Origin of the sequence: Streptomyces sp. NBC_01498, from assembly GCF_036327775.1 — a bacterium.
Classification (GTDB): domain Bacteria; phylum Actinomycetota; class Actinomycetes; order Streptomycetales; family Streptomycetaceae; genus Streptomyces.
In genome coordinates, this window is sequence record NZ_CP109598.1 from 1,354,911 (window position 1) to 1,376,114 (window position 21,204).

Here is a 21,204-nt window from a genome sequence, read left to right on the forward strand (position 1 = left end):
CCGCCCCCGGTCCCTCCCACCCCCGGGCTGTCCTGGTCGCCAGGCCGTCCCGGTCCCGGGCCGTCCCGGTCCCCGGTCCTCGGTCCGGGCCACGGACCGGCCCGTTCGTGACCCGGCCCCGCTTCACGCCCGGCCTCTCCTGGCGCCCGGTCCCTCCCCGGGCCCGGCTTCCGTACCGGCCCCCACCCACGACGTCCACAACCCATCCCGTGAGCACAAGGAACCCCATGACCCTGACGGATCAGGCGACCGCCGTTCCGGCCCGGCAGACGCTGCCGGCCGAGGAGCGCTTCGCCACCGAACTCGCCTTCCTCGCCGCCCATGACGACGGCCCGCGCCCGCCCCGATGGGCGCTGACCCCCCGCGCCGTCGTCACCTTCGTCTGCGGCAGTGACGGCGAGACCCTGCACCTGCCGAAGCCGCACGCCTCGCTGCCCGCCCGGCTGGCGATAGCCCCCAAGTTCGTCGGCGAACGCGCCCTGGTGGAACGCTGCGTGGTCACCCTCGCCGGTGAACGCGGCCTCCTGCTGGTCGGGGAGCCCGGCACCGCCAAGTCGATGCTCTCCGAACTGCTGGCCACCGCCGTCTGCGGCACCAGCGCCCTCACCGTGCAGGGCACCGCGGGTACGACGGAGGACGCCTTCCGCTACGGCTGGAACTACGCCCTGCTGCTCGCCCAGGGACCCACCCCGGCGGCCCTCGTGGCCTCCCCGGTACTCACCGCCATGCGCGACGGGCGGGTCGCCCGGATCGAGGAGATCACCCGCTGCCTGCCCGAGGTGCAGGACGCCCTGGTGTCGATCCTGTCCGACCGGCGGGTGAACATCCCCGAACTCGCGGGTACGGCGGACGCCTCGGTCCCGGCCACCGCCGGCTTCAGCGTCATCGCCACGGCCAACCTCCGTGACCGGGGCGTCTCGGAGATGTCGGCCGCCCTCAAGCGGCGCTTCAACTTCGAGACCGTCCACCCGATCGCCGACGCCGACGCCGAGACCGCCCTCGTACGCGGGCAGGCCACCGCGGCCGTGCAGCGGGCCGGTGCCGCCTTCGCCGTGGACGACGCCGTGCTCGACACGCTGGTCACCGTCTTCCGCGACCTGCGCACCGGCCGGTCGGCCGAGGGCTGGGACGTCGAACGGCCCGGCACGGTGATGTCCACCGCCGAAGCCGTGCAGGTCACCGCCTCTCTCGGACTGGCCGCCGCCTATCTGCCCGCCGGGGACGTCCTCGACCTCGTCCCCGGGCATCTGCTGGGCGTGGTCCGCAAGGACGACCCCGCCGACCACGCACGGCTGCTCGGCTACTGGGACGGCCCCGTCCGCCGCCGCGCCGAGAACGGCTCCGCGATGTGGCGCCGCCTCTGGGACCTCCGGGAGAACCTGCGTTGACGCACGACGACCCCCGGGAGGCCGTCGCGCGGCTCGCCGCCTCCGTAAGCCCGTACCTCCTCGGTGTACGCCACCACAGCCCCGCGCTCGCGGTGGTCGTACCGGCGCTGCTCGACGCCGCCGGCGCCGAGGTGGTCTGCGTCGAACTGCCCGCCGACTTCCAGGGCTGGCTGCCGCATCTGGCCGACCCCCGGGTCCTGGCCCCGGTGGCCCTCGCGGGCGCCGGGCAGGGCGGGGGGCTGGCCTTCTACCCCTTCGCCGACTTCTCGCCGGAACTCGCCGCGATCCGCTGGGCCCGCGAGCGGGGCGCGGAGGTGCTCTGCTGCGATCTTCCGCTGTCCGACCCCGGATGGTCCGCGCCCACCGGGCCGGATCCGGTGGACAGCGCCGGGCCGGCCGACGACCAGGCCGACGCCGGCTCCGGGTCCGTTCCCGGTCAAGGGTCTGATTCCGACTCCGGGTCCGGTCCAGGGCCGGAGCCCGCCACCGGTGAGGGGCCGGGCGCCGCCGCCGACACTCCGCCGGGCCACGCCGGATCCGCCTTCTCCGCCGCCCTCACCGCGTCCGGCTCCGGACGCGACGGCGACGACCTGTGGGACCGGGCCGTCGAGGTGCTCGCTCCCGGGTGCACCCCCGAGGCGGTGCGCCGTGCCGCTCTCGGCGTCGGCTGGGCCCTCCGCCAGGACGCGGCGGCCTCCGGCGGAGTCCCGGCCGGCGACCTCGCCCGCGAGGCCCACATGCGCCGTGTCCTGGCCGAAGCCGCCGCCGGTGGCCGCCGGGTGGCCGCGGTGGTCGGTGCCTTCCACGCCCCGGCCCTCGCACGCCCGGCGACGCCGGAAGCGCGGGGGCCCGGATCGGCCGGCCCCGACGACATGCCCGCCGGAGCCTCCGGCCGGGAGACCACCGTCCCCGCCGGGACGGCTTCCCCCGCCGTAACTCCGGACGCACCCGGCACTCCGGCTGCGTCCGTGCCCCACCCCGCCGGTGCCGACGCCACGGTTCCGGCCGCGCCCGTTACGGCGCCGGACCCGGCGGGACCGGTCGTGCCCGCGCCGGACAGCCCCGGCGCGAGCGGCCTTCCGACCGCCGACCGAGGCACGCCAGGCGCGCAGCCGAGCGCCAGGCCGACGGCCGGGAGCGCGCACCCGGCGCCCGTCACCTCGCTGGTCCCCTACGCCTTCGACCTGCTGGACTCCCGCTCGGGCTATCCCGCGGGCATCCGCGACCCGCGCTGGCAGCAGGCGGTGCTCAGGGCCGGCGGCGACCCCGGCCGACTGCGCGACGCCGCCGCCCGCGCCGTCACCGACCTGTGCCGTGAACTGCGCGCGGCCGGGCACACCGCGGGCACGGGCGAGGCCGCCGAGACCCTGCGGCTGGCGTGCGACCTGGCCGTACTCCGGGGCCTGCCCGCACCCGGACGGGGGGAACTGCTGGAGGCCGTGACCACCGTGCTGGGCCAGGGCGAGCCGCTCGGCCGGGGCCGTGCGCTGGCCCTGGCACTCGAAGTGGTGCTGGTCGGGGCCGAGCGGGGCCGTATCGCCCCCGGGACACCCCGATCGGGGCTGGGCCCGTCCGTGGAGGCGGAGTTGGCCGCGCTGCGGCTGCCGCACCCGGACGATCCCGGCCCCCGTGAGGTCAGGCTCGACCCCCTGCGGTCGCCGCTCGACAGCAGGCGGGAGATCCTGCTCCGGCGTCTCCAGGTGTGCGGTGCGGGATACGGCGAGCCGACCGAGGTGGCCGGTACGGGCGACGGGTCCGCGCTGACCACCCGGTGGCGGCTCGCCTGGACCCCGTCCGTACCGGCCAGGCTCGACCTGGCGGGCGTACGCGGCGTCGACGCCGCCCAGGCCGCCGCAGGGACCCTGCGGGAGACCCACCGGCGCGAGGCGGCCGACGGCGGGGTCACCTGCGCACAGCTCCTCGGCGGACTGCGGGACGCGGCCCGGTGCGACCTTCCCGGTCTCGTCGCCGACCGCCTCGCCGAGGCCGCCGTCGTACTCCCCTCGGCCGCCACCCTCCCGGAACTGCTGGATGCCCTCGACCTCCTGGAGGCGCTGCGCCGGGGTCACCTGCCCGGCAGCACGCCGGACGGCCGCGCGCAGGCGGCCGAGTTGGCCGTCACCGTGCTCGAAGCAGCCGTACGGGCGCTGCCCGGACTGGCGGGCAGCGACCGGCCGCAGGACGCGGCGGCGCTGGTGGCTCTGGCGTCCCGGGTCGGCGAACACCACCTCGGGCTACGGATGAACGATGTCCTGGGCACGCTCGCACAGACCGGTTCCCCGCTCGTCCAGGGCGCCGCCCTCGCGGCCAGGGTCCTGCTCGACCTCGACGGCGCGGACACGCTCGGGGCCCGCGCGACCGGCTGGATCGACGCCGCCACCGGCCCGGAAGGCCGCCGCCGCCTGTCCCGGCATCTCGCCGGGCTGCTCATCGGCGCCGGGCCGCTGCTCCAGGCGGCCCCGGCGGCCCTCGACCCGCTGCTGGAGCGCGTCGACACCCTCACCGACCAGGGCTTCCTCGACCGTCTGCCCGTCCTGCGCGGCGGCTTCGACAGCCTCTCCCCCGCCGCCCGTACCCGCCTGCTGGGCACCGTCACCGACCGCCTGGGCGACCGCCTCGACCTGACCCTGGCCGCGCCGCCCGGCCTCATCGCCCTGTGGACCGCCGCCGACACCGCCGGGCTCGCGGTGCTCCACGCGCTGCGCATGCCGTTCCCGGCGGGGGGCGTCCCCGACCTTCCCGACCGCCGGGCGCCCGACGCGCCGGAGGGCGTACCCGCACCGGCACTGCCGCCCGGGACCACCGGGACACCGCCCCCGGACACCGGTCCGGACCCTGTGGAGGAAGCGTCCACAGACGTACGGCCGACGGGCGGCAGCGGCCCGGCCGATGTCGCGGCGGCACCGGCGCACCGCCTCACCCCCACCGACCGCTGGCGCCTGCTGCTCGGCCGGGAGTCCGACAAGCTCCCCGCCGACGCCCGCCGTTACGCACACGCCCTCGACGAGCTGTACGGCGCCGGGCGCGGCGAGGGCGCCGACGGCCTCGGCCCGGCCCCGGGGAACGGCGGCGGCCAGGAGACGTCCTTCCCCACCGCCCGCGAATGGTCGGAGGAGCTGGAGGCCCTGTTCGGGGCCGAGGTCCGCGAGGAGGTCCTCGGCCGGGCCGCCGACACCGGCCGCGCCGATGTCCTCGCACAGCTGGACCCCGGGTCCGTACGTCCCTCCGTCGAGCTGCTGACCTCCGTCCTCTCCCTCGCCGGAGGCATGCCCGAGCAGCGGCTCGCCCGGCTCCGGCCCCTCGTACGCCGCCTGGTGGAGGAACTCTCCCGTGAGCTCGCCACCCGGCTGCGCCCCGCCCTGACCGGACTCGCGACCCCGCGCCCGACCCGCCGCCCCGGTGGCCGTATCGACCTGCCCCGCACACTGCGGGCGAATCTGGCCCACACCCGTCGGCTCGACGACGGACGAACGGTCGTCGTCCCCGAACAGCCCGTCTTCAGCACCCTGTCCCGCCGCGAGGCGGACTGGCGGCTGATCCTCGTGGTCGACGTGTCCGGCTCGATGGAGGCATCCGTCATCTGGTCGGCGCTGACCGCGGCCGTGCTGGGCGGCGTGCCCACCCTCTCCACGCACTTCCTCGCCTTCTCGACCCAGGTCGCCGACCTCACCGACCGGGTCGCCGACCCGCTGTCCCTGCTCCTGGAGGTACGGGTCGGCGGGGGCACGCACATCGCCGCCGGGCTCGCCCACGCCCGTTCGCTGGTGACCGTGCCGAGCCGCACGCTCGTCGTGGTGGTCAGCGACTTCGAGGAGGGCAACCCCCTCGGCGGCCTTCTCCGGGAGGTCCGTTCGCTGGCCGCGTCCGGTGTCCACCTGATGGGCTGCGCCGCCCTGGACGACACCGGAGCGCCGCGCTACTCGGTGCCCGTGGCCCGGCAACTCGTCGCGGCCGGCATGCCCGTGGCCGCCCTCAGCCCCCTCGCCCTCGCCCGCTGGGTCGGCGACCGTCTCCGCGGAGAACCCCGTTGAACGACCGACTCCCGCCCGCCGCCCCCGACGTGGTGGCCGCCGCCGTGGAAGCGCTGACCTCCCGGCTGCGCAAGAGACTGGACGCGGCGATCGAGCAGTACGCCGCCCTGCCCGCCGTCACCGACGGCGGCACCGTCACCGTCAGGTGCGGCGACGACGCCTCGGTCACCCTGGAACCGGGCCCGTCCGGCACCGTCACCACCGCCGGGCAGGCGCGCTGCACCTGCCTGCTCGACCCGCGCTGTCTGCACCGGGCCGCCGTGCTGAGCGCGTGCCCGGTGGGTGACCCCGCCGCCGCCGAACCCACCGACACCGACACGGCCCCGGGTGCGCCCGGGGCCCCCGCCGATGCCTCCTCGCACGGGGCCGGACCCGACAGCGGCGTCACCACCGGTGCCCCGCCCCCTGCCGGCCCGCCACCGTTCACGCCGCCCGCTCCCGCCCAGGTCGCCGCGGCGGCCGGCCTGTGGTCGGCCGCCGCGGCCGTGCTCTCCGCCGGGGTGCACGCCGGGGGCGCGGTGCCCCAGGCCGAACTGCTGCGCGCCGCCCACACCGCCCGGCTGGCCGGCCTGCACCGGGCCGAAGCCGCCGCCCTGCGTGTCGTACGCGGCCTTCGCGCCGCCCGCGCCCGCCACGACGGCCACCGGCTGGCCGATCTGACCGCCGCCCTGCGCGAACTCCTCCTCACGACGGGCCTGCTGGCATCCGGGGACCCCGAGCCCACCCTGGTCGGCACCGCCCGCCGCGACTACCGGCAGGACGGAGCCGAGCTGCGCGTCCACGGGGTCTGCCGCGAGCCGGTGATCAGCGCCACCGGTTACGGCGGTGTCGTCACGCACCTGGTCACGGCCGACGGCCGATGGTTCACCGTGGCCGACGTGAAGCCCGGCGGCCCGGCGCGCGCCCGGGGTGCCGCCACCGCCCCGGTCGCCCTCGGCCCGGCCGCGCTCGACCACGCCCAGCTCTCCCGGGGCGGCCTGCTCATCACCGGGGCGACCATCTCCCCGGACGGCCGACTGGGAGCCGGCAAGGGGGTGCGGGCCACGCCCGTTCCCGGCCTGTCCTGGTCGTCGGGCCCGCTGGCCCCCCTGTTCGCCCGCCCCCTCACCGAGACCGCCACCGCCCGGCTGTCCGCCGCCTCTCCCGCCGACCTCGAACCGGGCGCGGCGGCCCGGGAACCGGTCTGCCGCGACCTGGTGATCGTCGGTGCCGCGGACGACCACCTGCTGGCCCACGAACTGCCCCTCCCGGCCCCGTCCGCCACCCCGGCGTCCACCGCCACCACACCGCCGCCGGACGGCTCACCGGACAGCTCACCGGACGGCTCCGGGCAGGGCGGCCCGACGGGCCCACTGATCCGGCTCGTTCCGGCCCACGGCCACCCCGACCTCGCGCACACCACCAATCTCCGGCAGCTCGGCTCCCGCCCCGGCCTGCGGATACGCGTGGTCGGCCGGCTCGACCCCGAGCGGGCCGCCACCCTGCACCCGCTCGCGGTCGGCCCGGTGCCGGGCACCGAGGCGACACTGCGGCTGCCGGCGGAGTGGCAGGGCCACGCGGACCTCGGCTACGACCGGCTCCTGGGCTCGCACCTTCCGCCGCGCGACGCCTGTCCGCCGCTCCCGGCGCTGCCGCACCCGCCGTCCGACCCGCTCGCCGACTCCCCGCTGTGGCGGGTGCGGCGCCTGGTCGAGCTGGCCGTCACCGGAGGCCGTCGCGCGGTCGCGGAGCCCGCACGCGGCGGCGATCCCCGCGGTGACGGAGTCGCCCTGCGCCGTACGGGATTCCGGGTGGCCGCCGAGCTGACCACGGCGCTCGCGGAGGAGGCCGACCGTCGCACCCGCGACACCTTCGGCCGTCTCACCGACGCCGACCCCGACCGCTACGCGCGCGCCTGGCTCGCCACGGCCGTCCATCTCGCCGCCATGGAACGGTCCTTGGTCCACGCCACCTGGGGGACCCACCACTCCGAGCCCTGACGGCGGCCCCGCCCGGTCCGGGACCACCGCCTCGTCACGGTGTGTCCCGTGCGCCGCGTCCCGCGCTCCGCCCGGCGCGGGCGCGGTCGGCCGTGAGCTGCGCCGCCGCGTCGTTCAGCAGGGTGTCCAGGACGACCGGGTAGGCGCTGTGCGTCATGCGGGCCGCCAGCAGTCGTGCGGTGGCGGCGATGTGCGGGTGGGTGTCGGCGGGCAGCCGGGCGTAGGTGGAGCTCCACATCTCCTCGTCCGTCTCGCGTGCCTGGTCGCTGAGGGCGAGGGATCCGGCGTCCAGGGCGGCGAAGGCCAGGCTGGAATCGATGAAGGCGTGGTAGACGCGTACGGCCGCGCCGTCCGGGAAGCCCGCTCCGCGCAGGACGCCGAGGATCGTCTCGTCCACCGCGATCTCCCGGGGCCGGCCGGTGACCCGGCTGGCGGTCAGCACGGCGGCCTGCGGATGCGCGAGGTAGGAGGAGTGGACGGCGAGGCCGAGGGCGCGCAGGTCGGCCTGCCAGTGCCCCGTGGCCGTCCAGTTGTCCAGCGCCCGTCCCATGAGTTCCTCGCCGATGGCCCGGGTCAGGTCGTCCATACCCGCGAAGTACCGGTAGAGGGTCGTCGGATCGGCGCCGAGGGCCGCGCCCAGGCGGCGGGCGGTCAGCCCCGTACTGCCGTGCTCTCTCAGTACGCGCAGCGCGGTGCGCACGATCAGTGTCTCGGACAGTACGGAGCCCTGCCGGGTGGGACGGCGCCTGCGCCGCGTCGCCTCGGGCACCACCTGTTTCGGCATCGCGTTCCTCCTCGGTTCCCGGTCGGCCGCCCGGTTCCCCGCCGACGGCGCGCCGGGGGTCTTATGCCAACACAGTTGACCTTAACCGCCGCCGTCCCGTTGCATCGGGGCACCCAGGCAGGCACCCGCCCGCCGGGACGAAAGGTGTGCGACATGCGTGTACTGCTCGTGGGCGCGGGTGGCGTCGGAACCGCCGTCACCCGGATCGCGGCCCGCCGGGACTTCCTGACCCACATGACCGTGGCCGACTACGACCTCTCCCGCGCCGAGGCGGCCGTCACCGCGCTGGGGGAGCACGGGGGCCGCTTCGGCGCACGGCGCCTGGACGCCTCCGACGAGGAAGCGGTGCGCCGGGCACTCGTCGAGGAGCGGTGCGACGTGCTGCTCAACGCCACCGATCCGCGATTCGTCATGCCGCTGTTCCGGGCCGCCCTCGCGGCGGGCACGCACTACCTGGACATGGCGATGTCCCTGTCCTCGCCGCACGGCACCCACCCTTACGAGCACTGCGGTGTGAAGCTCGGCGACGGGCAGTTCGAGCTGGCCGGCGAGTGGGAGGAGTCGGGGCGGCTGGCTCTGGTCGGCATGGGTGTGGAGCCGGGCCTGTCGGACGTCTTCGCGCGGTACGCGGCCGACGAACTCTTCGACGAGATCGAGGAGATCGGCATCCGGGACGGCGCCGACCTGACCGTGGAGGGCTACGACTTCGCCCCGTCCTTCAGCATCTGGACCACCATCGAGGAATGCCTCAACCCGCCGGTGGTCTACGAGAAGGAGCGCGGCTGGTTCACCACCGCGCCGTTCAGCGAGCCGGAGGTCTTCGACTTCCCCGAGGGGATCGGCCCGGTGGAGTGCGTCAACGTGGAACACGAGGAGGTGCTGCTGATCCCCCGCTGGGTCGACGCGCGGCGGGTGACGTTCAAGTACGGCCTCGGCGACGACTTCATCGCCAAGCTCAAGGTCCTCCACGAGCTGGGCCTGGACTCCACCACCGAGGTCACGGTCCCCGGCCGGGGCGGCGGGCCGGTCCAGGTCTCGCCCCGTGACGTGGTCGCCGCCTGTCTGCCCGACCCGGCCACACTCGGCGACCGGATGACCGGCAAGACCTGCGCGGGCACCTGGGTCAAGGGCGTCAAGGACGGTGCGGCGCGCGAGGTGTACCTCTACCACGTGGTCGACAACCAGTGGTCGATGCGCGAGTACGGCTCCCAGGCCGTGGTCTGGCAGACCGCCATCAACCCGGTCGTCGCCCTCGAACTGATCGCCGGCGGCGTGTGGACCGGCAGCGGGGTCCTCGGCCCCGAGGCCCTGCCGCCCCGCCCGTTCCTGGATCTCCTCACCGCCTACGGCTCCCCGTGGGGCCTGCGCGAGGAGAACTGATCCGTTGTCAGTGGCGGCCCGTACTGTCCTGTGACACGGACGATCCGCCGGGTACCTCGGTCACGCGCGGCGTCTTCGAACGACTGTGAGGAACCGCGATGGACCCTGTACGCGCCGACTTCGGTGTCCGGCCCGCCGTCCTGTCGAACGCCCTCGTTCGTCACCACCGCTGCGCGATCGCCCCGTCGTACGTCGTGGTGGCGGCCGGAGGCTTCCTCAAGGTCGACTTCGCGGTGCCGGACGGCGACGCGCCCGCCGAGGCCGTGCTGCGCGTGTCGGTGCTGGGCGCCGCCGCTCCGACGGATCTCACGCTGAACGGCGAGCCGCTGGTCAAGAGCTTCCGCCTGCCCGCCGGTGAAGTGGCCGGGGCTGTACGGGAGTACGCCTTCACCGTGCCCGGAGCGGCGCTGCGGCCGGGAGCCAATGTCCTGGAGATACGCAACACCGACGAGGACGACGACGGCGTGCTCCGGCTCGGGACCGTCACCCTGGGATCCGCCGACAGCGACGGCCGGGCGGGGCACCGTTCCGGGGACAGGTCCGGGGAAGGGGGCGGGGCGGGTGAGCGGTCGGCGTGGACGTTCGCCACCGAGCGCCGCTCACCGGGTGCCGACGCCTGGCGGGCGGGGCCGGATCTGGTGTTCCACCTCGACCGGAGCGAGAGCCGGCTCGGTGCGGACGGGCGCGAACCCGTCAGCGGACTGGCATGGCGCGAGACCACCGGAGCGGAGGCGTCCCTCGCATTTCGCTCCGACATGTCAGGGTTTCACGGGCACTTCCGAAGCGCCGACGGCTCGGTCGGCGAGCTGCGCGGCACCCTCGCCGGACAACTGCCTCCCGCCGGGAGCGCGGGTGGTGTCGGTGGAATGCGTGCCGACGTACGTCATTTCACCACCGAGGAGGCGCACGACTCCGTGTGGGCTCCGGCAGGGCGGCTGCGGCTGGCGCTCGACAGCGGCGGTGACCCGGTCGAACGGGTGACGTGGAGCGACCGCCGGGGTGGCACCACCTCGCTCTCCCTGCTCGCCGCCGGGCCGGGGCCCGGCCCGGCGGCGGGAGAGGGGCGCGACATCACCCACCGGGTCTCCCGGGTGTGGGCCAGCGACGAGTTCACGATGTTCGGCGAGGTCGCGGACAACCTGCTGAGGGACGGCGACAAGTGGCTCGCCCACGAGCGGACCCCCGATCTGCACTTCACCTTCGACGGGCCCGTCACCGTCACCGGCTACCGCCTCACCTCCGGCAACGACTGCCCCGACCGCGATCCGTCCGGCTGGGTGCTGGAAGGTTCCTCCGACGGCCGGGAGTGGACACGGCTGGACGTCCGGGAGAGGGAGGTCTTCCCCGGGCGCCACCGGACCGAGGAGTTCGGGCTGACCGAGCCGTCGGCCCGCTCCCACTACCGCCTGCGGATCACCGCCAACGGTGGCGCGGACGAGACCCAGTTGTCCCGGGTGAGTTTCCTCGACGGCGGTGACACGTCCCCGGACCCCGACGCCTGCGCCTTCGACTTCGTCGGCCACCGGCAGGACCCCGGCGGAGAGCCGGTGGGCTACCGGGGGACGAGGATCCCCGCTCCCGTGTCCGGGGCGGAGGAGACCGGCGACGGTGAGGAGGAAGGGCGGCTGCTCGCCGGGAACTTCTCGGACACCGCGCGAAGCCTCCAGGACGCGGCGCGGCTGCTGACGCAACTGACCCGGTATCTGCGCCACTGACCGGAGGCCCACGGGCCGCGCCCCTCCACCTCCGCTCGCTCCCTCCGTCGCCCCGCCGCCCCGCCGCCCCCGGCACTCACGACCGCGACGGGGGCGGGGAGGGGAGTGGTGCGGCCGTCAGCAGCGTCCGGCCGTGCCGGTGGACCAGATGGGGGTCTGCCAGTCGCGGTACATGACCAGGTTGCTGTCGTCCTGGAGGCGCATGTACGCGACACCGCGCTGGGCGGTTCCGGAGGACCAGACGCGGATGCCCGTGCTGGTGTAGACGGACAGGTCGCCGTTACCGCCGAAGACGGCGTAGGCACCGGGGTTGCCGTCGGTCGCGGTGTCCCAGAGGTACTTGCCGGCGGGAGTCCCGCAGTACAGCACGAGGTTGCCGTCGCCCTGCATGACGAGGTGGCCGTCGGCGCTCCAGAAGGATTCCCCGGAGTTGATCCTCTGTGAGAGCTGGAAGTAGACATGGGCCGCGCTGGCCGACGTGGTCATCGGGATCGTGAGACCGACGACGGCCGCCGCGACCGCGAGCAGCCGCCCGGCTCTCCTGCGAATGGACATTCCCTCACCTCTCGGAGTGGTTGACGCGCTCTGTCGACGAGCACGAGGACCACTTCAGGCTGCCAAGGGCCGAACGCGGCTGCCATCCCAGAAAGTTGGGGTTGTCCGCCGGTCAGATCACCGGCGGCCCCGCCTCGACGCGCCGCAGCACCGGATCCAGTCGGTCCAGGTCGGGGCCGGTCTGGAGCTGGCGTTCGTCCCACCAGGTGGCGCCCGCGTCACGCAGGGGGCCGATGATGTCCCGGGCCCGGGACACGTCCGGGGGTGTGACGCCGCCGACGACGAACTCGAACGGGTGCGGGCCCTCGGTCGGGCGGTGCTCACGTACGTACACGACGAGTTCCCGTACCTCGGTCACGTCGGGCACCTGACCGTGCCGCGCCGTCTCGAAGAGCGGGGCCGCGCCGTCCCAGCGGGCCGCCCGCCGCATGGGCGGGCGGCGCGGCCAGAACCCGCCGATCCACACGGGCGGGCGGGGCCGCTGCGCGCTCGCGGGCAGCAGGGTCACGTCGCGGACCTCGTAGTGGCGGCCCCGGTGGTCCACCGGCCCACCGGTCCAGAACCGCGCCAGCAGGTCCAGTCCCTCGTCCAGCCGCTCGGCGAGGAGACGCGGCTCGGTGCTGTCGCCGAAGCTGCCGTACTCGTCCTCGACGGGACCGCCCAGCCCGGCGCCGAAGACCGCCCGGCCGCCGCTGAGATGGTCCAGGGTGGCGACCTGCCGGGCGAGTTGTTGCGGGAGGTAGCGCGGAACGGGTGTGAGGAGGGTGCCCAGCCGGATCCGGGAGGTCGACAACGCCGCCGCGGTCAGCAGCATCCAGGGGTCAGCGAAGGGCCGGCCCTGGTGGTACCGGTGCACGACGTGGTCCCAGACGAACAGCCCGTCCCAGCCGGCCTGTTCGGCGGCGACGGCCACGGTCCGCACGTTGCGGGGGTCGGCGAAGTCGCCGAAGTTGGGGATGTTGATCGAGAAGCGCATCCCGACAGCATGGTCGCCCGCCGACGACCGGGGCAATCGAACGCCGGGGCCCGGCCCCGCCGTTCGACAGACCTGACCGGCCCCGCCCGCCGACGGCCCCCGCCCCGCCGTTCGACGGACCTGACCCGGTCGCGGGACCCGACGGCCCCCACGGACCCGTGCGAGGCGCGGCTCCTCCAGGACGTACTACCCGGGGGCCGAGGCTTCGCCGGCCGTCTCCGTGAGGGTGGTCACCGCGGGCTCCCCCTTGCGCCAGGTGACCGTCACCTTCAGCGTGGCCTTGCCCTCGGCGGCGGTCACCACACTCACCAACTGGCCGCTCTTGACGGCGATCTCAATGCCGAATTCGAGGGTCACCTCGTCCGGGGCCGCTTGCCGCAGTCCGAGGCTGACGCTCTCGGTGACCGCCTCCAGCGTCTTCGGGAGATCACCGAGACTCCGGGACAGACGGTCGCCGGCACCGGTGTCCCGGGGGCGTCGCTCCTCGTCGTTGACCTTCACCCATACGGGGGTTCCGTCCGGCATGACTGCCTGAACCGCGTCGGACACGCGTCGCCTCCTGGTGGCTTGTCGACTCTCTTGGGAAGGATGCCCGATTCCGGGGACGCGGGGAGGCCGGTCACTTAAAATCGCCGTCACATCACGGAGGGAGCACGGGTCATGAACGACCAACAGGCCAAGGTGTCGCCGGAGAAGGTCTTCCTCTCCGACGTGGAGATCCACCGGCAGTCCCCCATCGCGAGGGCCGAGGACTTACGGGCGCGCGTGCTCTTTCACGTACTGCTGTCCGACACCCTGCTCATCGGTGACTCGCAGTCGCTCAACACCCCCCTCTTCCGTGCGCTGGTGTCCGCCTCCGAGGCGGACGGCCACACCGTACGGTCCGACCTCGCGCCGCTCCTGGACAGCGGCCGGATCCGGGTCGCCTGCCGGGACGGACAGCCGCTGACAACCGTGCGGGACGCCCAGGAGCAGCGGCAGGTCGAGCATGTGCCCGGTCCCGCCTACGCGGAGCTGATGGACGGACTGACGCGAACGCACGCCGTCTCCTACAGCCTCGACACCGTGTCGGCCGCCTTCAAGTCGGGCGCGATCCGGCTGCTGGAGGAACAGACGCGGAACTCCGGCGGAGAGACCCGTGAGACGTTCGACGCCGCGCTCGCGTTCATGAGGGAGTCGGAGCCTCTCTACTTCAAGGGCCTCAGAGTCTGGGAGGAGTCCTACCGGAGCAGGTCGTCGGGGAGCGCGGAGATCGTGCTGGCTCTCGCCGCCGTGGACCGGGCGGCGGGCGAGTCGTACCGCCAGGCACTCCCCCATGTGCTGGGAGCCGGGACCGCGGCCCCGCGCAGCCTCAACGTCCCCCTCGCCGAGAACGACATCGTCCTGGGCGGCGCCACGCTGCCCGCCGGCCTCCTCGACAGTTTCCTCCTCGGCAGGCTGCCCGTGGAGGTGTTGCTGGAGGCCACCGAACAGCAGTCCCGCGGCGTCCTCGTGAGCCAGTTGGGCCTCCTGCGCCGGGGCGGGGCTCCTGACGTCCCTCTCCTGACGGAAGCCGCGACCGAGTTCAGCGCGTGGATGCAGGAGACGTTCGTCCGTACGTTCCGGGACAGCGACGCACGCGCGCGGGCGGTTCTCGACGGCAACCGCAACCTGATGCGTTTCGGTATCTCCCAGAACTCGCTGACCGGCGCGCTCGGCGCCGGACTCGACGTGCCGGCGACGGACGACGACGGGGACCGTCTCAGTCTGCGGGTCGTCGACCGCAGTGTGCCGGCCGCCGACGGAGCGGCCGACATCGGGGAACTCGACCTGCACAAGTTGCGGCACCGCGTCCTCACGGGTGCGTACGTCGGCTGAGCCGGCGGTCGCTCACCCCACCGGTCCGAGGCCGGGCGCGGAGCTGTCGGCGAGTGCGAGGGCCAGGGCGGCCAGCGTCACCCCACAGGAAACATCACCGTTGCGGAGCCACTTCGCCATCTCCGTGCGCGACACCCAGACGGGCCGGGTCACCGACTCCATGCCCTCCGGCTCGGCGACCGCGGGTGCGTCCGCCGGGCCTGCGGGGTGGATCTCGGCGGCGAAGACGTGTACGGCCGACTCGATCAGACCGGTCTCGGCGTGGATGACCCCCAGTGAACGCAGGTCGGACGGCGCGCAGTCGAAGCCGGTCTCCTCCCGGAGCTCCCGTACGGCCGCGACCGCCGGGTCCTCGCCGGCCTCGCATCCGCCCCGGGGGAACTCCAGGGAGACCTGACCGATCGGGTAGCGGTACGTGGGAACGAAGGCGAAGCCGCCCCGGCGCACGGGGACGATCACCACTCCACCGTGCGACCACCGCCAGCGCAGGTAACGGCCGCGCTCGCCCGACGGTGCGACCACCTCGTCGTTGAACAGCGTGCCGAACCGGTTGCCGAAGACCTCCACCGCCCGTTGCCGTCGGATGGGCGGGGGGTCGGCGTATCCAGGTGACTCACCCTCCACGGGTGGCTCGCTTCCCCTCGGTGACTCGCTCTCCATCGACGCTGGTCCTCTCAGCTCGCGCGGTCGTCCAGTTCCGCTCTCATCTGCGCCCATGATGAGCGTTCGTGCGCGAAGTCGTCGAATTCCGTGCTGAATTGAAGCAGCACATCGAGCACCTCCCGCTGCTGGACACGCAGGTGGGGTGTCTGCCGCACGGGCAGCGCCGCGCGTTCCGTCGCCGCGCGGCTCAGGGCCCGGTAGGCCTCGCCGAATCGCCCGGCGCGGATCAGGCCGACGCCGTGACGCTGCAAGGTGTCGGGAAGGCCGGCGAGGTAGCGGCCGGGGCGGAGACCGACCAGTGCCTCCAGGTGCTCCACGGCCTGTGCGCTGGAGTCGAGCGCCTCCTCCGTCAAGCCCGTGCGGTGACGGCACGCGGACAGTACCCCCAGGCAGGAGAGATACACGTCGTGGTCCAGGGCTCCTTGCGGAACCTGGCCGCAGAGGACGACGGCTTCGGCGGCGTCCCGGGCCGCGCCGTTGACCTGGTCGTCTCCGAGCCGCAGCAGGGCGAGCAGGCCCAGTGCGCCCGCCGTGTCCATGAGGGAGCGATGCCGTACGGCGGGGTCGCTCTCGACGGCCTGCCGGTACAGGGCGACCGCCTCCACACTCAGGCCCAACGCCGACTCGGTGTCGCCGGACCGGTGCTTCAGCAGACTCAGGTTGTGCAGCGCCGCGGCGTAGTGGGACTGGTACCGCGCGGACCGGCGGACCAGGTCACGGCTGAGCACGACCGCCTCGTCCGCGGCCGGCAGGGCGTCGTCCCGTCGTCCGCTCTCCTCCAGCCGCAGGCTGTACCCGCGCAGGCGCCGCAACCGGACGAGCCGGTCGTCGTCGCCGCTCCCCGCGTCGGGGATCCGGAGCAGCCGCCCGAGCACCAGCGCCGAGAGCGACGACAGGCCGGACGGGTAGCCGGGAAGGCGCGGTTCGACCAGGAGGAGCAGATCGGTGTCACATTCCTGGAGAACCGGCTCCAGCAGGTCCGCCAGGGGCTCGGCGTGCGGCACGCGCGCGCCGACGGTCACCAGGGCGGGCACCAGAGCTCGGGGATCGCCCTTCACCAGCCGGGCGAGCGCCCGGTCGAGAACCGCGTGCGCCGGATGGTCCGCGACCCGGCCCACGGTCGTGCAGCCCCGGGCGCGGGCCAGCACGTCGAGGGTGTCCAGCACGGCCCTGGTCCGCGTCTGCTCGTCCCGGAGGGGGGAGGCGTCCAGAACCGCCCCGAGATAGCCGACGTTGTCGCCCGAGCTCTGCGGTTCGGCCAGCACCCGTCGCACCAGGATCTCCCCCAGCCGGTCGGGTTCGAGGGGCGCGACGTGGTCGGCCTCCTCCGCCGGGTAGAGGGTGCGCAAGCATGCCTGCACGGCGATCGCGTTGACGGGCGGCTGATCGGGGAACGCCCTGCCGCGCACGGATGTCAGCAGCGCGGTCAGTTCGGGTCGGTCGCGCCGCCGGGCCAGTGTCGGCACGAGCAGCAGACCGTCCGCCACCCGTTCTCCGGTGCTTCCGGCCAGGGCGCCACTCGTTCCGATGCTGTCCGCCAGCACCATGAACCACCCCTTGATCTCGTGCACGACGATGTCCGCCAGGGGGTCGTCGCTCTCCTTCCACTCCTCGCGCCGGCGAAGAGTGAGGACGGCGTCGAGCGCGGACGCCAGCATCGTCAGAATCGAGTCCTGGCGGCCGGCCCCGTCCACGAGTGACGGCGGCATGGGCACCCACGAACAGTCGAGCAGGCGGGCGAACTCTCCGAACGCCTCGGTGACCAGGGTGGCGGGATCGGTGCTCAGTGTGCGGGGCAGGCTCCGTGAACTCGCGCCCCGCAGAGCCCAGTCGTCGATGTGCTTGTTCCGGAACTCCTCTCTCAGGGCACGCCACAGCGGCTCCTCCGACCGGGCGAGCAACAGCACGCGCAAGGTGGCACCGGGGTGGTGCCGGCGGACATGCTCCATGACCGTGCTGATGTCGCCGAGCCTCGCCTGGGCGTAGTCGAACACGACCAGGCAGGAGAAGCCCGCGACGAGAGCGGTGGAGAGATGCTCCAGCCACCGCTCCGGTCGCCGGGAGTCGCCGAGGAACGCCTCTCCCGCGAATCCGGCTGTCCAGCCGGTGGCGCGCAGCCGGCGGCACAGTTCGGCGGCCAGTCGGGTCTTGCCCGAGCCGCCCGGCGCGTACAGCAGACGCAACAGCTGCTCGTCCGTCTCGTAGCACCAGTTCGTCAGCTCACCGAGCTCCGGCCGGTCCACGAACGGCATCGCCCCGTGTGCCAGCATCCGCGCCGGTGTGGTGCCGACCCCACGCACCGGACCGCCGGGGTCGGGAGCGAAAAGCTTCGCCTGGCACCCCTCACGGTCACCGACGAGGTCGAACCAGAGCGTTCCGGGCCGGTGCGCGGCATGGTTGCGCCGCAGCAGTCCCGGCGTGCACTCCTCCACGGCGTCCACGGGAATCAGCCAGCCGCCCGACACTCCCCTCTCGTCCCGGGTCGCCTTGAGCACCCCGCACACCCGCCCCGTCGCCGTGTCGAGCACGGGACCACCGCTGAATCCCGGTACGACCTGATCCCACTGGAGCCGTACGAAGCGCCCGCTCCGGCCCGCGACGGTGAGCCGCAGGGTGTCGGGCTGGACTCCCGGCTCCAGGGTGTCGTCACTGAATCCGTGAACGGACACGGAGGCCCCCTGGGCCGGCCCCCTGGCACCGAGCCACACCCCGCCGAGGTCCTCGGCGGGGTCGGTCAGCCGGACCTCGGCGAGATCCGGGAAGCCGTAGATGTCTCCCCTCCCTCTCTCCTCGGGCATGAGACGCACCACCTCGATCGCGACGTCCCGCCCGCCGACGGTGGCCGCGAGGCCGCTCCCGTCACGTCCGGCGACCACGTGCGCGCAGGTGAGGAGGGTGTCGGGTGACACCAGGAAGCCGGTCCCGCAGAACTCGTCCCCGTCCATGATGGCCACGGCGTTCCGCTCGGTCAGTTCGCTCAGCCGTTCCAGTGCCTCGTCGCCGGGACCCTTGCGTGTCGTCATCCATCTCCCCCGAGCGCGGACTCGCACCACGACGCCCCGTCAGTTGACGTCTCCGGCCGATTCTGCCGGTGTGTCGGCCACGGCACGACCGTGTTCCTCACATACGCGTTCCTCGTATACGCGCGCTCCCCTTCGCCGCCGGACCCCGCCGTCCCGTGGGCCGCCGGGCGGCCGGTGTGGCAGAGTCGTGCCGGTGGATGAGCTGCGACCGCACGATCCGGCGCGCATAGGCGCGTGGCAGATTCTCGCCCGGCTCGGCGCGGGGGGTATGGGACAGGTCTACCTGGGCCGTTCGCCCGGCGGGCGGCTGGTGGCCGTGAAGGTGATCCGGGACGAGATCAGTGACCATCCGGAGTCGATGGCCCGCTTCCGGCGCGAGGCGGCGACCATGGAGGCCGTACGCAGCCCGTACTCCGCCCAGTTGATCGAGGCGTCGCTGGACGCGCCGCCGTACTGGCTGGCCACCGAGTACGTGCCGGGGCCCACGCTGCGGGAGGCCGTGCGCGTGAGCGGGCCCTTCCCGGCGGAGAGCGCCCTGCGGCTGTTCGCCGCGCTCGCCGAGGGGCTGGCCACGGTGCATGTGCACGGGGTGACGCACCGGGACCTGAAGCCGCAGAACGTGATCCTCGCGCCGCAGGGACCGCAGTTGATCGATTTCGGTATCGCCCGGGGGCTGGAGTGGACGGCCCTCACCCAGGCCGGGACGGCGCCGGGGACGCCCGGTTACGCCGCGCCGGAGGTCCTCATGCGCAACGAGGTCGGCCCGGCCGCCGACGTCTTCGCGCTCGGGGCGACGATCGCCGCCGCCGCGACGGGCCGGCCGCCGTACGGCGGCGGGGACGCCTCCGTGGTGAGCTACCGCACCGTGCACGAGGACATCGACCTGACGGGCGTACGGGACGACCTGGCCGCGCTGATCCGGCGCTGTGTCGCCAAGAACCCGGCGGAGCGGCCCGCGTTGGCGGCCGTGATCGCCGACTGCGCGGTGGACTCGGCGCTGACGGCCGACGCGCACTACCGCGAGGTGGCGCGTGACACCGATCCCGTACCGGGGCGCGGGCCGGTGCATCCGTCGGCCGGGGCCGGTGACCCGGACCGCCCCGGGACCACCCCGTACGCCGTGCCGGACCGGCAGCCGGCCACCTCCGTACCCCGCCGGTCCCGCCGGGGCGCGCTCGTGGCGTGCGCGGTGGCGGCGCTTCTCGTGCCCGTGGCGCTGTGGCAGTTCACCGACCCCGGCGACGACGATTCGGAGCCCGGGGCGGGCCCCGTCACCGGGTCCACGGTGTCCGGGACCGCCACGCCGCGACCCACCGCCGAGGACACAGAGGACAGCGAGAAGGACAAGGCCGACGAGGAAAAACCGGCGGGGCCGCCGGACCACCTTCTGAACGGCGGTGTCACGGAGGAGCGCTGGGCCCTGTCGGACGATTCGTACGAGTCGTCCCACGGAATCGGCCGCTGCGATCCGACGAGCATCGCCGGCTTCGGGTCACCGAACTTCCAGTCGTCCGTGTCGCACACCACCGGCTCGGGCACCGCGTCGATGTCCGTGCGCCCCGAGGGCACCGGAAGCGGGAAGCGTCCCGCGCCGTACTACGTGTCCGTAGGGGTACGCCCGCCGCACGAGACCGACCGCACGACCGGCCGCCCGCTCAGCTCGAAGAGCAAGGGCATCGGTTTCACCAGCAAACCGGTCGACCTGTACTCGCGGTGGTCCAAGGGCGGGAGTCTCACCTTCCGCTACCCCGACGACTTCCGGGCCCACTTCGGTTCGCGGACCGTGGACGCGATCCCGGTGAGCGCCGACCGGGGGGACTGGACCGTGGTGATCTACCATGTGGAAGGCGGACCGACGGAGTTCCGGACCATCTCCTGCAGCGGCTTTCACGCCTAGGCACTGTCCGAACGTGTGCCGCCCCGAGCTTGTCGCGTCTGATTTCCGGTCCCGGCCGGGTCCCCGAGTGAAGAGTTTCGACCCGCTCGGGTATGGACCCGGAGAACCGGGGTACCAGGTGCGGCGGTATTGGCGTTCGGGAAGACGGTGATGTCGTGCGAGGCCCGCACTTCGCGGGACCCACGCACGGTCCGTACTCCGCACCCACCGCTGAGAGCCGGACCCGGCTCGCGGCACCCCACAAGGGGCCGGAACAGGCCGGGCACCGGAACGACAGGACATCCGCAAAGGCGCGGAACGGCTCTGTCTGCCTTGTTGGCGATCACCCACGACGAGGAAGGCACCTGCCCATGTATTTCCAGGCCGCAGCAGCTTCATCGAAGGTCATGACGTTCGACCGGATGCTTGAGAAGGTCCGTTACGAGGGCGCGTACCCGACGCGCGAGCGCGCCGAGGAGTCGGTGACCCACGTACTGACCGCTCTGGGACGGCAGCTCGCCGGCGGCGAGCGCGCCTCCCTGGCCGCCCGTCTGCCCGCCGAGGCCGCTCGCCTGCTCGGCGCCGGCGCCCCGGCCGAGCCCCTCACCGGCCAGGAGTTCGTGAGAGAACTCGCCGCCCGCACCGGCGGCACCCCCGCCACCACGCGCTGGGACACCAGCACGGTGCTCACGCTCGTCGGGCACCTCGCCGGAAGCGATGTCCTCGGCCAGGTCCTCACGCAGCTGCCGCCCGGCTATCCGCTGCTGTTCGGCCGCGCCGAGCTCACCCAGGCCGCGCGGCGGCGGAGCGACAGCGGCTCCCTGCCCGGCGCGCACCGGACACTGCCCCGGCCGCCCAAGCCCGCGGGCGTGATCGCGGACGTCGCCACGGCGGGGTGCGGGCGGTAGCCCAGCCGTACAACGGCCCGCCGTCTCCGGGGAGTTCGTCCCCCCCGGGGCGGCGGGCCGGCCCATGTC

Annotated in this window: 13 protein-coding genes and 1 pseudogene; 8 read left to right on the forward strand and 6 right to left on the reverse strand. The window is 74.0% G+C overall.

Annotation, left to right across the window (positions count from 1 at the left end; all coding sequences use genetic code 11):
* Positions 1-227 precede the first annotated feature (227 nt).
* From OG875_RS05625 to OG875_RS05635, 3 genes are read left to right on the forward strand one after another with little or no spacing between them, the layout of a single operon-like run.
* Positions 228-1,388, forward strand: a complete 1,161-nt coding sequence (locus tag OG875_RS05625) for an ATP-binding protein (protein ID WP_330173123.1) — start codon at positions 228-230, stop codon at positions 1,386-1,388.
* A complete protein-coding gene (locus tag OG875_RS05630; RefSeq protein WP_330173124.1) occupies positions 1,385-5,419 on the forward strand; it encodes a vWA domain-containing protein in 4,035 nt (1,344 codons plus the stop codon). The genes OG875_RS05625 and OG875_RS05630 overlap by 4 nt, the downstream gene beginning before the upstream one ends.
* On the forward strand, positions 5,416-7,398 hold the full coding sequence (locus OG875_RS05635) for a hypothetical protein (RefSeq protein ID WP_330173125.1): 1,983 nt from the start codon (positions 5,416-5,418) through the stop codon (positions 7,396-7,398). Before OG875_RS05630 ends, OG875_RS05635 begins: the two co-directional genes overlap by 4 nt.
* A 34-nt stretch (positions 7,399-7,432) precedes the next feature.
* Here OG875_RS05635 and OG875_RS05640 read toward each other — a convergent pair whose 3' ends face one another.
* Positions 7,433-8,182 (reverse strand): TetR/AcrR family transcriptional regulator, encoded by a 750-nt coding sequence (locus OG875_RS05640; RefSeq protein ID WP_330173126.1) that lies wholly within the window; start codon positions 8,180-8,182, stop codon positions 7,433-7,435.
* A gap of 153 nt (positions 8,183-8,335) precedes the next feature.
* On the opposite strand from OG875_RS05640, the gene OG875_RS05645 reads away from it, so the two are divergent.
* Complete coding sequence (locus tag OG875_RS05645) at positions 8,336-9,562, forward strand: saccharopine dehydrogenase family protein (RefSeq protein WP_330173127.1); 1,227 nt, start codon at positions 8,336-8,338, stop codon at positions 9,560-9,562.
* Between the two features lie 98 nt (positions 9,563-9,660).
* Positions 9,661-11,277, forward strand: coding sequence for an alpha-1,2-mannosidase (locus tag OG875_RS05650; protein WP_330173128.1), 1,617 nt, complete (start codon positions 9,661-9,663; stop codon positions 11,275-11,277).
* A gap of 117 nt (positions 11,278-11,394) precedes the next feature.
* Here OG875_RS05650 and OG875_RS05655 read toward each other — a convergent pair whose 3' ends face one another.
* The 3 genes from OG875_RS05655 to OG875_RS05665 form a co-directional block, all read right to left on the reverse strand.
* Positions 11,395-11,832, reverse strand: a complete 438-nt coding sequence (locus tag OG875_RS05655; protein WP_330173129.1) for a hypothetical protein — start codon at positions 11,830-11,832, stop codon at positions 11,395-11,397.
* A 112-nt stretch (positions 11,833-11,944) separates the two neighbouring features.
* Entirely contained in the window at positions 11,945-12,808 is an 864-nt protein-coding gene (locus OG875_RS05660; RefSeq protein ID WP_330173130.1) for an LLM class flavin-dependent oxidoreductase, read from the reverse strand.
* A gap of 186 nt (positions 12,809-12,994) precedes the next feature.
* Positions 12,995-13,357, reverse strand: coding sequence for a CU044_2847 family protein (locus tag OG875_RS05665; RefSeq protein ID WP_330173131.1), 363 nt, complete (start codon positions 13,355-13,357; stop codon positions 12,995-12,997).
* A 111-nt stretch (positions 13,358-13,468) separates the two neighbouring features.
* Between OG875_RS05665 and OG875_RS05670 the strand changes: the two genes are divergently transcribed.
* On the forward strand, positions 13,469-14,665 hold the full coding sequence (locus tag OG875_RS05670; protein WP_330173132.1) for a hypothetical protein: 1,197 nt from the start codon (positions 13,469-13,471) through the stop codon (positions 14,663-14,665).
* Positions 14,666-14,677: 12 nt separating this feature from the next.
* On the opposite strand, the gene OG875_RS05675 is transcribed toward OG875_RS05670, so the two are convergent.
* Together OG875_RS05675 and OG875_RS05680 are read right to left on the reverse strand one after the other, a co-directional pair.
* Positions 14,678-15,325: an NUDIX hydrolase gene (locus tag OG875_RS05675; protein WP_330173133.1), complete on the reverse strand. Its 648-nt coding sequence runs from the start codon at positions 15,323-15,325 to the stop codon at positions 14,678-14,680.
* Between the two features lie 14 nt (positions 15,326-15,339).
* The gene (locus OG875_RS05680; RefSeq protein ID WP_330173134.1) at positions 15,340-18,351 is read right to left on the reverse strand and encodes a serine protease; all 3,012 of its coding nucleotides are present in this window, start codon (positions 18,349-18,351) and stop codon (positions 15,340-15,342) included.
* Between the two features lie 193 nt (positions 18,352-18,544).
* On the opposite strand from OG875_RS05680, the gene OG875_RS05685 reads away from it, so the two are divergent.
* A complete protein-coding gene (locus tag OG875_RS05685; RefSeq protein WP_330173135.1) occupies positions 18,545-20,248 on the forward strand; it encodes a protein kinase domain-containing protein in 1,704 nt (567 codons plus the stop codon).
* Positions 20,249-20,634: 386 nt separating this feature from the next.
* Positions 20,635-21,024 (forward strand): annotated as a pseudogene (locus OG875_RS05690) (DUF2267 domain-containing protein); the annotation flags it as partial.
* Between the last annotated feature and the right edge of the window lie 180 nt (positions 21,025-21,204).